The organism is Streptomyces sp. DSM 120436, from assembly GCF_055778765.1.
This window is the reverse complement of record NZ_JBSKBS010000004.1, coordinates 53,905-67,106: the sequence shown is the minus strand read 5'-3', so window position 1 is coordinate 67,106 and position 13,202 is coordinate 53,905. Positions and strand designations below refer to the sequence as shown.

Genomic DNA, 13,202 nt, shown 5'->3' with positions numbered 1-13,202 from the left:
GCCGGCTCCGGCACCGCCGTCGGACCCGCCGGAGGCCGTCGTCGCTCCGCGGACGTGTCCGGCCGGCCGCGACGGCGGTCCCGGCGGCCCGGTGACGGCCCCCGCCCGGCCGGGCGACGGGGGCGGCGGCCGGCGCCGGCAGACCGCCGAAATCCCCGGCGGGACGGGCGCGTTCGCCTGCGCCGGCCGCGGCATCCGTCCGGCGTGCCGCTCCGGCGCGAGGCTCGGCGGGATCTCGCCCGAAGTGACCCAGGTCACTTCTTCCCGGTGTTGGCGTCACGGCACCACCGTGTCACTATTCACCCACGTCTCCCCTGCCCGAAAGCTGTTGCGAAGCAGGGGGCGCGTGCCGTGGCCGCCGGTCCGCGCACGCCGAACCGGGCCGCCGCCCGCACGACGCCGGCCTCTTCCGCACCCGATGAAAAGCCCGCCCGGGCGTGCGGTGCCGGCTGCCGCGGCGTGCGGCGGTCTCGCGCCACGCGCGGGCGGACCGGGCCCTTCCCCCCCCCCGTCCGCGCAATCCCGTCCGGTCCGTGCGCGCCGTCGCACGCGGGACGGGACGCGTGAACACCCCCGCCGGGACGGCGCCGCGCGGTGCCGACGGCCGGCGGACGAAGTCCCCCGCCGCGTGCGGTGGTCCGGCGGCCGTGGCGGTCCCCGGGGAGCGGCGCCATCCGGCGGCCCGCTGCTCCACCCCTGAGCGGCCGTTCCGTGAAAGCTGCGTGCTTGTGCGGACACGGCCCCGTCCGACGTCCTGCTTCATTCCTTTCTCAGACGATGCGGTCCCCATGCAGAAAAGACAGAGGGAGCTGAGTGCGTTGACCCTACCGAGCTCAGTGGAGGAGATGTCAGAAGGCCACCGGGCCCGTTCGGTGGGCATTGGTCGCGCTCACGCCAAGGTCATCCTGCTGGGGGAGCACGCGGTCGTCTACGGCGCCCCGGCGCTCGCCCTTCCGGTTCCGCAGCTGACGGTCACGGCCAACGCCGGATGGTCCTCCCGCCTCTTCGAGGGCCAGGGCGACTTGTCCTACACGATGACCGGTTCCCCGTCGCGGGCGATGGTGACGCAGAGCTCCGACGGCCTGCGCCGACTGTTCACCGAGTTCAAGGCCAGGATGGGCGTGTCGGGCAGGCCGCACCTCGACGTGCTCCTCGACAGCGCGATCCCGCTCGGCCGGGGGCTCGGCTCCAGTGCGGCCAGCTCGCGTGCGATCGTCTTCGCCCTCGCCGACCTCTTCGGCCTCGAGCTCCCCGAGGACACGGCGTTCGACCTGGTGCAAACGGCGGAGAACATGACGCACGGCCGGGCCAGCGGAGTCGACGCCCGGGCCGTCGGCGCGTCCGCCCCGCTGCTGTTCCGGGCGGGCGAGGTCCAGCAGCTGAAGATCGGCTGGGACGGCCTGTTCATCGTCGCGGACAGCGGCGTCGCGGGCAGCACCAACGAAGCGGTCGAGCTGCTGCGTGAGAGGTTCCGGCACCGTGCCGGCGCACAGGAGCGGTTCGTCGACCGGGCGTCGGACCTGACCCGCGCGGCCCAGCAGGCCCTCGCCGAGGGCGAACCGAAGGACCTCGGCTCGCAACTCACCGACTACCACCGGCTGCTCCGCGCGGCAGGGCTCAGCACCGACCGGATCGACGCGCTGGTGGAGGCCGCGATCGAGGCGGGCGGCCTCGGAGCCAAGATCACCGGCGGCGGCCTGGGCGGCTGCATGATCGCCCTGGTCCGGCCGGAGCAGGCCAGGGCCGTCACCCGGCGGCTGCACGAGGCCGGCGCCGTACAGACGTGGGTCGTACCGCTGAAGGGGCTCGACAACCATGCGCAGTGAACACGCCACCCCGGTCCGGCCGCGGGAGCAGGACACCGCGGGAAGCGCCACCGCCGTCGCGCACCCGAACATCGCCCTGATCAAGTACTGGGGCAAGCGCGACGAGCGACTGGTCCTTCCCCGCACCGACAGCTTGTCGATGACGCTGGACATCTTCCCGACGACCACCCGCGTCCGGCTCGTTCCCGGGGCCGGGAGCGACGACGTGACGTTCAACGGCGTCCCCGCGACGGGCGAGGCGCACCGGCGCATCGTCGCGTTCCTGGAACTGGTGCGGGAGCGGGCCGGGCTCGCGCACCGGGCCGTGGTGGAGACCGAGAACACCGTCCCCACCGGAGCGGGCCTGGCCTCCTCCGCCAGCGGGTTCGCCGCCCTGGCCGTCGCCGCGGCCCGCGCGTACGGGCTCGACCTCGACGCCACGGCGCTGTCCCGCCTGGCCCGGCGCGGCTCCGGGTCGGCGTCGCGGTCGGTCTTCGGCGGTTTCGCCGTCTGGCACGCCGGCACCGGCACCGGCACCGACGCGGACCTCGGCTCCTACGCCGAGCCGGTGTCCGTGGCGGACATCGACCCGGCGCTGGTCATCGCCGTGGTCAACGCGGGACCCAAGGCCGTCTCCAGCCGGGAGGCCATGCGCCGGACCGTCGCCACGTCCCCGCTGTACGGATCGTGGGCCGACTCCAGCCGGGCCGACCTGGCGGAGATGCGGACGGCGCTGCGGCTGGGCGACCTCGAAGCGGTCGGGGAGATCGCGGAGCGCAACGCGTTCGGCATGCACGCGACCATGCTGGCGGCGCGCCCGGCGGTGCGCTACCTGTCGCCCGCCACGCTCACCGTGCTCGATCTGGTGCTCCGGCTCCGGCGGGACGGCGTGCCGGCCTACGCCACCATGGACGCCGGCCCGAACGTCAAGGTGCTCTGCCGCCGCGCGGACGCGGACCGGGTGGCCGAGGCCGTACGCCGTGCCGTCCCGGACGGCGCGGCGTACGTCGCCGGACCGGGGCCGGGCGCCCGCCTGCTGGACGAGGCCGGACGATGACACGGCAGGGCACGGTCGTCCGGCGCGCGCCGGGCAAGCTGTTCGTCGCGGGGGAGTACGCGGTGGTGGATCCCGGGAACCCGGCGATCCTGGTGGCGGTCGACCGGCACGTGACGGTCACCGTGTCCGGCTCCGCCGACGCCGACACCGTGCTCTCCTCCGACCTCGGCACGCAGCCGGCGCGGGCACGGTGGCACGAGGGCGGGCTCGTCGTGCGCGGCGAGGACGGTGCGCGACGGGCGCGCGCCCTCGCCCACGTGATCGCGGCGATCGAGGTCGTGGGCCGGCTGCTGGCCGAGCGGGGCCTGCCGGTGCCCGCGCTGGACGTCTCGGTGGGCAGCCGCCTGCACGACAACGGCAGGAAGTACGGCCTGGGTTCGAGCGGCGCGGTGACCGTGGCGACCGTTGCGGCCGTGTCGTCCTTCTGCGGCGTGGAACTGTCCCTCGAGGACCGGTTCCGGCTGGCCATGCTCGCCACGGCGCGGATCGACGCCAAGGGCTCCGGCGGGGACCTCGCCGCCAGTACCTGGGGCGGCTGGATCGCCTACCGGGCGCCCGACCGCGCCGCCGTACTCGACCTGGCGCGGCGCCTGGGGATCGACAGGACACTGCGCGCGCCCTGGCCGGGTTTCGAGGTGCGCAGGCTGCCGCCGCCCCGGGGACTGGCGTTGGAGGTGGGCTGGACCGGCGAACCGGCCTCCACCGCGGATCTCGTGTCCGACCTGCACCGCCGGACCTGGCGGGGCACCGCCTCCCACCGGCGGTTCGTGGAGGCCACCACCGACTGCGTGCACGCTTCGGTCGCCGCGCTCGAGGCCGGGGACCGCCGGGGACTGCTCGAGCAGATCCGCCGGGCCCGGCGGGAACTGGCGCGCCTGGACGACGAGGTCGGCCTCGGGATCTTCACGACCAGGCTGACGGAGCTCTGCGCCGCCGCCGAAGCCGTCGGAGGCGCGGCCAAGCCCTCGGGGGCGGGGGGCGGCGACTGCGGCATCGCCCTGCTGGACGCCGGAGCGGCGTCGGACATTTCACACGTACGGAAGCGGTGGGAAACGGCCGGGGTGCTGCCCCTGCCGGTCCGTCCCGCCCCGGAAGGGAACGAGAAATGATCGCTCAGCGCAAGGACGACCACGTACGGCTCGCCGTCGAGCAGCAGCAGGAGCACAGCGGACGCAACCAGTTCGACGACGTGTCGTTCGTCCACCACGCCCTGGCCGGCATCGACCGGCCGGACGTGTCCCTGGCCACGGCCTTCGCCGGCGTCTCCTGGCAGGTGCCGCTCTACATCAACGCGATGACGGGCGGCAGCGTGAAGACCGGCATCATCAACCGGGACCTGGCCATCGCCGCCCGCGAGACCGGGGTGCCCATCGCGTCGGGATCCATGAGCGCGTACTTCAAGGACCCCTCGTGCGCCGACACGTTCCAGGTGCTGCGCACGGAGAACCCCGACGGGTTCGTCATGGCGAACGTGAACGCGACGGCATCGGTCGACCAGGCACGTCGGGCCATCGGCCTGCTGGAGGCCGACGCCCTGCAGATCCACGTCAACACGGCCCAGGAGACGGTGATGCCGGAGGGCGACCGGTCGTTCTCCTCCTGGGTCCCGCAGATCGAGAAGATCGCCGCGAACGTCGACGTCCCCGTGATCGTCAAGGAGGTCGGCAACGGGCTGAGCCGGCAGACCGTCCTGCTGCTGCGGGACCTGGGCGTGCGGGTGGCGGACCTCGGCGGCCGGGGCGGCACCGACTTCGCCCGCATCGAGAACGGCCGGCGGGACCCCGCCGACTACGCCTTCATGCACGGCTGGGGGCAGTCCACCGCCGCCTGCCTCCTGGACGCGCAGGACGTCGGCATTCCCGTGCTCGCCTCCGGCGGCGTGCGCCATCCGCTCGACGTGGCCCGTGCGCTGGCGCTCGGCGCCTCCGGCGTCGGCGCGTCCGGGGGCTTCCTGCGCACCCTCCTCGACGGCGGCGTGCCCGCGCTGGTGTCACAGATCTCGACGTGGCTCGACCAGCTCGCGGCGCTGATGACCATGCTCGGCGCGCGTACCCCCGCCGACCTGGCGCGCTGCGACCTGCTGGTCCACCGCGACCTTCGTTCCTTCTGCACGGACCGGGGCATCGACACACGGCTGCTCGCCCAGCGGTCCGGCTCCGCCGGCACCCTCCACAAGACGACGGGAGCACATGATGACTGACGCGCACGCGATCGCCGGAGTCCCGATGAGGTGGGTGGGACCCGTGCGCATCTCGGGGAACGTCACCACCACCGAGACCCAGGTGCCGCTCGCCACCTACGAGTCGCCGTTGTGGCCGTCGGTGGGCCGGGGAGCGAAGGTCTCCATGCTGGCCGAGAAGGGCATCGTCGCCACGCTCGTGGACGAGCGGATGACACGTTCGGTGCTCGTCGAGGCGACGGACGCGCAGACCGCGTACGCGGCCGCGCAGACGATCGAGGCGCGCATCGACGAGCTGCGCGAGGTGGTGCGCGGCTGCAGCCGGTTCGCCCGGCTGATCGGCATCCGGCACGAGATCAACGCCAACCTGCTCTTCGTCCGGTTCGAGTTCTCCACCGGGGACGCCTCCGGCCACAACATGGCCACCCTCGCCTCCGACGTGCTCCTGCAGCACCTGCTGAAGACGATCCCGGGCATCTCCTACGGATCGATCTCCGGGAACTACTGCACGGACAAGAAGGCCACCGCGGTCAACGGCATCCTCGGCCGCGGCAAGAACGTGGTCACGGAACTGCTCGTGCCGCGCGACGTGGTCGAGGAGGTCCTGCACACCACGGCCGCCAAGATCGTCGAGCTGAACATCCGCAAGAACATGCTCGGCACCCTGCTCGCCGGCGGCATCCGCTCGGCGAACGCCCACTTCGCGAACATGCTGCTCGGCTTCTACCTGGCCACGGGCCAGGACGCGGCCAACATCGTCGAGGGCTCCCAGGGCGTCGTGATGGCCGAGGACCGGGACGGAGACCTGTACTTCGCCTGCACGCTGCCGAACCTGATCGTCGGCACGGTGGGCAACGGCAAGGGCCTCAGCTTCGTGGAGACGAACCTGACCAGGCTCGGCTGCAAGGCCGACCGCGAGCCCGGGGAGAACGCGCGCCGGCTCGCCGTCATCGCGGCGGCGACCGTGCTGTGCGGTGAGCTCTCGCTCCTGGCAGCACAGACGAACCCTGGCGAACTCATGCGCGCGCACGTCCAGTTGGAACGCGACGACAAGACAGTAAAGGTCGGTGTTTAGGAGATGGCCAACGATTCCGCGATCGGAATTCACGATCTGTCCTTCGCTACCACCGAGTTCGTCCTGCCCCACACGGAACTCGCCGAGCACAACGGCACCGAGATCGGCAAGTACCACGTGGGCATCGGCCAGCGGTCGATGAGCGTGCCCGCCGCCGACGAGGACATCGTGACCATGGCCGCCGCCGCCGCGGCCCCCGTCGTCGCCCGGCACGGCGCGGACCGCATACGCACGGTCGTCCTCGCGACGGAGTCGTCGATCGACCAGGCCAAGGCGGCCGGCGTGTACGTGCACTCCCTGCTCGGCCTGCCGTCGGCCACCAGGGTCGTCGAGCTGAAGCAGGCCTGCTACGGGGCGACGGCCGCCCTGCAGTTCGCCATCGGCCTGGTGCGGCGCGATCCCGCCCAGCGGGTCCTCGTGATCGCCAGCGACGTGTCCAAGTACGAGCTGGACAGCCCGGGCGAGGCCACCCAGGGCGCGGCCGCGGTGGCCATGCTGGTCGGCGCGGACCCGGCCCTGGTGCGCATCGAGGAGCCGTCGGGCCTGTTCACCGCCGACGTCATGGACTTCTGGCGGCCGAACTACCGTGAGGCCGCACTGGTCGACGGGCAGGAGTCCATCGCCGCGTACCTGCAGGCGGTGGAAGGCAGCTGGAAGGACTACGGCGAGCAGGGCGGCCGCCCGCTGGAGGAGTTCGCCGCGTTCTGCTACCACCAGCCGTTCACGAAGATGGCCTACAAGGCCCACCGCCACCTGCTGAACTACTGCGGGTACGACCCCGACAAGGACGCGGTCGAGCGCGCCGTCGGACGGACCACGTCGTACAACACCGTCATCGGCAACAGCTACACCGCGTCGGTGTACCTCGGCCTCGCCTCGGTGCTCGACCAGGGGGACGACCTGACCGGCCGGCCGGTCGGCTTCCTCAGCTACGGATCCGGCAGCGTCGCCGAGTTCTTCGCCGGCACCGTCGTCCCGGGGTACCGGGAGCACCTGCGGACCGCGGCGCACAACGAGGCGGTCGACCGGCGCAGGCCGCTCGGCTACGCCGACTACCGCGAACTGCACGAGCGGTCCTTCCCCACCGACGGGGGCGACCACCCCACTCCGTCGCAGACCACCGGACCCTTCCGGCTGGCCGGGCTCAGCGGTCACAAGCGCATCTACGAGAAGCGCTAGAGCGCCCGCGGGCCGGGGCCCCGCGGGCGCCGGCCCGCACGTGCAGTGCACGCAGTGATTTCCACACTCTTGAAGGGGGGCAGCCGCATGAGCGACGTCAGAGTCCTCGGCACGGGTGCCTACGTGCCCGAACGGATCGTCACCAACGACGAGGTCGGCGCGGCAGCCGGCGTCGACGACGCCTGGATCACCCGTAAAACCGGAATGAAACAGCGACGCTGGGCCGCGCCCGGCCAGGCCACCTCGGACCTGGCCGCCGAGGCAGCCCGCGCCGCGCTCACCTCGGCCGGCGTCACCGCCGACCGCCTGTCCGCCATCGTCGTCGCCACCTCCACACCCGACCGGCCCCAGCCCCCCACCGCCGCCTACGTCCAGCACCACCTCGGTGCCGCCAACGCCGCCGCCTTCGACGTCAACGCCGTCTGCTCCGGAACCGTCTTCGCGCTCTCCGCCGCCGAGGGCATCCTCGCCCGCCAAGGCGGCCACGCCCTCGTCATCGGCGCCGACATCTACTCGCGCATCCTCAACCCCACCGACCGAAAAACCGTCATCCTCTTCGGCGACGGCGCCGGCGCACTCGTTCTGGGCGCCACCGGCCAGGGCCCGCGCATCCGCCACATGACCCAGCACACCTTCGGCGAGCTATCCCACCTGATCCATGTCCCCGCCGGCGGCAGCCGCCACCCCTTGGACCACCCCGCACTCGACGCCGGCCGGCAGTACTTCGCCATGACCGGACGCGATGTCGCCCGCTTCGTCACCGACCACCTCCCCCCGCTCACCAAGCAGTTCCTCCACGAGGCCGGCGTCACCCCCGACGACATCCGCCACTTCGTCCCCCACCAGGCCAACGGACGCCTCCTGGAAACCGTCTTCACCGACCTGGCCCTGCCCAACGCCACCATGCACCAGACCCTCACGCACTACGCCAACACCGGAGCCGCCTCCCTGCCCATCACCCTCGACGCCGCCGCCCGCCAGGGCGCCTTCCACCCCGGCGACCTCGTCCTCCTCGCCGCCTTCGGAGGCGGCATGGCAGCCGGGCTCGCACTGATCGAGTGGTGAAGGGACCACACCGGCCCGCCCTGCCCGCAGCCGACGAGGACGGCACGCACGGCGGAGGCCGGCCAGGCCGTCGACCCGGCTCCGTGCCCCCGTGCACATCCCCCTGCACAAGGAGAAACGTGTGACTGCACAAGTACCCCCCCGGTCGGGTGCGGACCGGGAGCCGTCCGCCACCGCGCGCCGCACCAGTGAGGAACTGCTGCAGCGCGTGGAGCGGGAGCTGCGTTCCTTCCTCGCGGCCGAGCGCGACGTGTGGGCCGAGGTGGACGAGCGGGCCGTCGTCGCCATCGACGCGCTGTCCGACCTGGTCGCGTCGGGCGGCAAGCGCATCCGGCCGGCCTTCTGCGTCACCGGTCATCTCGCCGCGGGCGGTGACCCGCAGGCCCCCGGGATCGTGGCGGCCGCCGCGGCTCTCGAGATGCTGCACGTCTCCGCCCTCGTCCACGACGACATCTTCGACGCCTCCGCCCAGCGGCGCGGCGAGCCGACCGTCCACGCGAAGCACTCCGCGCTGCACGCCCGCCATGGGTGGCAGGGCGAGTCGCGCCGGTTCGGCGAGAGCGTGGCCGTACTCGTCGGCGACCTGGCCCTGGTCTACTCGGAGCAGCTGATGTCCCGGGCGCCGTCGACGGTGGTCCCGGTGTGGAGCACGCTGCGCTCGGAGCTGATGATCGGTCAGTACCTGGATCTCGCCGCGGCCGCGGAGTTCTCCGTCGACCCCCGACTCTCCCGGCTGATCGCCCTGGTCAAATCCGGCCATTACACCATCCACCGGCCGCTGGCCGTAGGGGCGAGCGTGGCGGGACGTCCCGACCTCGCCCACGCCTTCAGGGAGTACGGAGAGGCGGTGGGCGAGGCGTTCCAGCTCCGCGACGACCTGCTGGACGCGTTCGGGAGCTCCGCGGACACCGGAAAACCCGCCGGACTCGACTTCAGCCAGCACAAGATGACCCTGCTCCTCGGCTGGGCGATGCAGCGGGACGAGCACATCCGCAGCCTGATCACGGAACCGGGACACCCTCCCGCCGAGGTGCGCGGCCGCCTCCTGGACACCGGTGTCCCCTCCGACGTCGAGAAGCACATCGCCGACCTCGTCGAGCGGGGCTGCAAGGCCATCGCCGACGCGCCCGTGGACCCGGTGTGGCGCAGCGAACTGACGGACATGGCCGTGCGGGTCGCCTACCGCAGCGCCTGATGCGCGACGCCGGGGAGAGAACGCCCCCGCGCACACCGGGCAGAACCGCGCGTTCCCTCAAGGGGCCGGCGCCGCGTGCGGGACCCTCAGCCCGCGGATCTCCACGGGGGCCGTCCTTCTCCGGTCCGGCCCGCCCGGGTCCTTCCCGGGGCCGCCCCGATGAGACCGCCGGCCGGACCGGCCGCACGCTCCTCGGGGCGCCGCCGCGCGGCGGTCCGCGGTCCTGGACCGCCGCGGGGACGCCGGCCGGCGAAGGCCCGGTGCGCGTGGCCTGCGACGTCGCGTCCACGGCGGACGTCCCGGTCGGGCAACCGGTGTGCGACGGGATTCCCGGGACCGGCCGGGACCACCGGTCGGCCGGGGGCTCCCGTGGCGGGCCGGCGCCGCTCGGCGTCCGGTCACCGGGCATCGCGCGGGGCGCGGACACGGCCCGCGCGCAGCGTGCCGGCGACGGCGGCGGACCGGGGACGGCAGCCGGGGCCGCGGACCGACCGGTGGGCGCGTGACGACCGAGAACCGTTCCCCCGCCCCGTGCGAGACCTCCCCGGAGGACTTCCGCAGCCGGCGGGCCCTCACCGCAGGCGGATTCCCATGACGACCTTCTCCTTCGAGTTCTTCCCGCCCCGTACCGCGGCCGGCGAGCGCACCCTCTGGGACGCCGTCCGCCGCGTGGAGGCCCTGCGCCCCGACTTCGTCTCGGTCACCTACGGAGCCGGGGGCTCCTCACGCGACCGGACGATCGACATCACCAGGCGCATCGCGGCCGAGACCACCCTGCGTCCCGTCGCCCACCTGACCGCCGTCGGCCACTCGGTCGCCGAACTGCGCCACATCATCGGCATGTACGCGGACGCCGGCATCCGGGACGTGCTGGTGCTGCGCGGCGACCCGCCGGGAGACCCCCGAGGCCGCTGGACGCCGCACCCCCAGGGGTTCACGTACGCGTACGAACTCGTCGAACTCGTGCGGTCCCTGGGCGACTTCGTGATCGGGGTGGCCGCCTTCCCCGAGATGCACCCGCGTTCACCGGACTGGGAGAGCGACATCCGGCACTTCGTGGCGAAGTGCCGGGCCGGTGCCGACTACGCCATCACGCAGAGGTTCTTCCGGGCCGAGGACTACCTGAGGCTGCGCGACCGGGTGGCGGCCGCGGGCTGCGACATCCCGATCATCCCGGAGATCATGCCCGCCACCGACGTGCGCCAGATCCGCCGCTTCGCCGAGCTGTCCGGCGCCACCTTCCCGGAGGACCTCGCCCACCGCCTCGAGACGGCCCGCGACAACCCGGCCGAGGGACACCGCATCGGTGTGGACCACGCCACCGCCCTGGCGGAACGTCTCCTCGTCGAAGGCGCCCCCGGACTGCACTACATCACCCTGAACCGCGCCACCGCCGCCCTCGACATCCACCGCGCCGTCCGGCACTCGGGGAGCGTCGGCGTCCACTGAGCCCGGGCACTTCCCGGGCCGCCCGCCGGCGGACCGGCGGTCAGCCCCCGGACCGGCGTGCCTGCCTCACCGCGCGGTTGACCTCCCAGGCGTCCGCCACCGGGCCCAGGTGGCCGAGCTTGTCGGGGTTGATCACCGCGCGGATCGTCTGGATCTGCCCGTCGAGCACGTCGAGCGTCCAGGTGTTGAGCACCTTGTCGTCCTGGGCGCGGAAGATCGCGCCGGGCTGGCCGTTCACCTCGTGCCGCTCCAGCGTCACGTCGACCAGCGCCAGCGTGGGGAAGACCGAGGCGAGCAGCCGGGTCACGTTGTCGGCGCCGACCACGGTCCTGGCGAGCTGCGGGGCCTTGCCGCCGCCGTCCCCGACCAGGGAGACGTCGGCGGCGAGCAGCTCCCGCAGCCCGTCGAAGTCGCCCTCCCGCAGGGCGTCGAAGAACCGCGCCGCCAGCCTGTCCCGCTCCTGGCGGTCCGCCTCGAACCGGGGGCGTCCCGCTTCCATGTGACGCCGCGCCCGCACCGCGAGCTGGCGGCACGCCGCCTGGGACCTGCCCACCGCGGTCGCGACCTCGGGAAAGCCGAACCCGAACACCTCCCGCAGGACGAAGACCGCACGCTCGAGCGGGCTGAGCCGTTCGAGCAGCAGCAGGGCCGCCATCGACACCGATTCGGCCAGCTCGGCCGACCGGGCCGGATCCTGGGCGGGATCGGTCAGCAGCGGCTCGGGGAACCACGGGCCGACGTACTCCTCCCGCTGGAAGCGGGCCGAGCGCAGCACGTCGATGGAGATCCGGGTGACCGTGGCGGAGAGGAAGGCCTTGGTCGACTTCGGCTGCGTCAGGGAGGTCTCGTAACGCAGCCAGGTCTCCTGGACGGCGTCCTCGGCGTCACTCACGCTGCCCAGCAGCCGGTAGGCGATCGAGAACAGCAGGGGCCGCAGCTCCTCGAACTCTTCGGTCCGCGTCATGCCAGCCCCTCCCTGAAGCCTTGGCGCCACGAAGGGTAGCGCAGCTCCCAGCCCAGTTCCCGCTTGGCTTTGGCATTGGAGAACCCGCGTCCCTCGGTCATCATCGTCACCATCGCCTCCCCGGCCAGCAGCCGGCCCAGCCACCTGGGCACCCGCAGGGGCCGCTTCGCCCCCGCGCACTCCGCCAGATGGGGCAGCCACTCGCTGACCGGGGCGGGCTCGTCGTCGACGATGTTGAACACGCCGTGCGCCTTCTGCTCCACCGCCAGGACGGTCGCGTTCACCGCGTCGTCGAGGTGCACCCAGGAGAAGTGGCCGGTGCCGGCTCCGACGAGCGGCAACCGCCGCCTGCGCACCAGCTCGACCCGCTCGTCGACGACGGACGGCCCGTAGAGCCCGCCGTACCGCAGGGCAGCGCCGCCCGCCGTGACGATGACCTCCTCCAGGCGCCGGACAGCCTCCGCCGTCCTGTGCGCCGTGGTGTTCTCCTCCGGGTCGAGCGGGTCCTCCTCCGTCTTCACCCACCCGCCCTCCCGGATGCCGTTCGCGACGCCGGTGCTGCGTACGACGAAGTGGGCGACCCCGGTCGCCTGGGCGGCGGCCAGCAGGTGGTCCGTGCCCTCCGAGCGCAGGTGGTTGGTGGTGTCGAACCACCGGTCGGGATGCTTGATGTCGGCCTTCTCGCCGCTGACCACGGCCATCTGGTGCACGATCACGTCCGGCTGGGCCATGGCCACCGCCTCGCCGACCGCCACCGCGTCCAGCCCGTCCATCACGACCCCGTCCGCGCCGAGCCGCGTCAGCAGGCCCAGCTTGGCCGTACTCGTCGTCGTCGCCGTCACCCGGTGGCCACGAGCCACGAGCCGCGGTACCAGCCGCCTCCCTATGGCGCCGGTCCCGCCCGCCACGAACACCCGCATGATCACCAACTTCCCGCCACCGGCATCTGTCTCCTGAACCTGAGACGAGTCAGCCCGGCCGTCTGTGACATGGCGCGGAAAGCCGGCCTGCACGAACGCGTCCCACAGGCGCCGGGAGCCGCCCCGGCGGCCATCGGGCCCCCGGGCCGCAGCCGTGCCCGCGGCCGGACGAGCGGCGGTGGGCCCGTGGCGCCGGACGGCGACTTCGACCGGCCGGTCCTCCTCCGCGCCGGATCCCCACCGCCTCCGAACCCTCCCGGCGGTGCGTCGAAACGGCCTCCCGCGCCGCGCGCGCCGGGCGACGGGCCCCTGCG

At 73.1% G+C, this 13,202-nt stretch carries 11 protein-coding genes; 9 read left to right on the top strand and 2 right to left on the bottom strand.

The features are described 5' to 3' along the window. Nucleotides 1–845 precede the first annotated feature (845 nt). The 9 genes from mvk (at nt 846) to metF (ending at nt 11,004) form a co-directional block, all read left to right on the top strand. The gene (mvk, locus tag ACWH4W_RS31935) at nt 846–1,826 is read left to right on the top strand and encodes a mevalonate kinase (protein ID WP_473079357.1); all 981 of its coding nucleotides are present in this window, start codon (nt 846–848) and stop codon (nt 1,824–1,826) included. After that, nucleotides 1,816–2,862, top strand: coding sequence for a diphosphomevalonate decarboxylase (mvaD, locus tag ACWH4W_RS31930; protein ID WP_473079356.1), 1,047 nt, complete (start codon nt 1,816–1,818; stop codon nt 2,860–2,862). Before mvk ends, mvaD begins: the two co-directional genes overlap by 11 nt. Continuing rightward, a complete protein-coding gene (locus ACWH4W_RS31925) occupies nt 2,859–3,971 on the top strand; it encodes a phosphomevalonate kinase (protein ID WP_473079355.1) in 1,113 nt (370 codons plus the stop codon). The genes mvaD and ACWH4W_RS31925 overlap by 4 nt, the downstream gene beginning before the upstream one ends. Next, a complete protein-coding gene (gene fni, locus ACWH4W_RS31920; protein ID WP_473079354.1) occupies nt 3,968–5,062 on the top strand; it encodes a type 2 isopentenyl-diphosphate Delta-isomerase in 1,095 nt (364 codons plus the stop codon). Before ACWH4W_RS31925 ends, fni begins: the two co-directional genes overlap by 4 nt. Nucleotides 5,063–5,105: 43 nt before the next feature. Next, nucleotides 5,106–6,116 carry a hydroxymethylglutaryl-CoA reductase gene (locus tag ACWH4W_RS31915; RefSeq protein WP_473079353.1) on the top strand — a complete coding sequence of 337 codons (1,011 nt, stop codon included), beginning with the start codon at nt 5,106–5,108 and terminating at the stop codon, nt 6,114–6,116. A gap of 3 nt (nt 6,117–6,119) precedes the next feature. Beyond that, entirely contained in the window at nt 6,120–7,295 is a 1,176-nt protein-coding gene (locus tag ACWH4W_RS31910) for a hydroxymethylglutaryl-CoA synthase (protein WP_473079352.1), read from the top strand. A gap of 87 nt (nt 7,296–7,382) precedes the next feature. Continuing rightward, complete coding sequence (locus tag ACWH4W_RS31905; RefSeq protein ID WP_473079351.1) at nt 7,383–8,360, top strand: 3-oxoacyl-ACP synthase III family protein; 978 nt, start codon at nt 7,383–7,385, stop codon at nt 8,358–8,360. A gap of 121 nt (nt 8,361–8,481) precedes the next feature. Further along, entirely contained in the window at nt 8,482–9,555 is a 1,074-nt protein-coding gene (locus tag ACWH4W_RS31900) for a polyprenyl synthetase family protein (RefSeq protein WP_473079350.1), read from the top strand. Between the two features lie 591 nt (nt 9,556–10,146). Next, nucleotides 10,147–11,004, top strand: a complete 858-nt coding sequence (gene metF, locus ACWH4W_RS31895) for a methylenetetrahydrofolate reductase [NAD(P)H] (RefSeq protein ID WP_473079349.1) — start codon at nt 10,147–10,149, stop codon at nt 11,002–11,004. 40 nt (nt 11,005–11,044) lie between these two features. Here the strand turns inward: metF and ACWH4W_RS31890 are convergent, their stop codons facing one another. Both ACWH4W_RS31890 and ACWH4W_RS31885 read right to left on the bottom strand, forming a co-directional pair. Next, a complete protein-coding gene (locus ACWH4W_RS31890) occupies nt 11,045–11,968 on the bottom strand; it encodes an RNA polymerase sigma-70 factor (RefSeq protein WP_473079348.1) in 924 nt (307 codons plus the stop codon). Continuing rightward, on the bottom strand, nt 11,965–12,888 hold the full coding sequence (locus ACWH4W_RS31885; RefSeq protein ID WP_473079347.1) for an NAD-dependent epimerase/dehydratase family protein: 924 nt from the start codon (nt 12,886–12,888) through the stop codon (nt 11,965–11,967). Before ACWH4W_RS31885 ends, ACWH4W_RS31890 begins: the two co-directional genes overlap by 4 nt. Between the last annotated feature and the right edge of the window lie 314 nt (nt 12,889–13,202).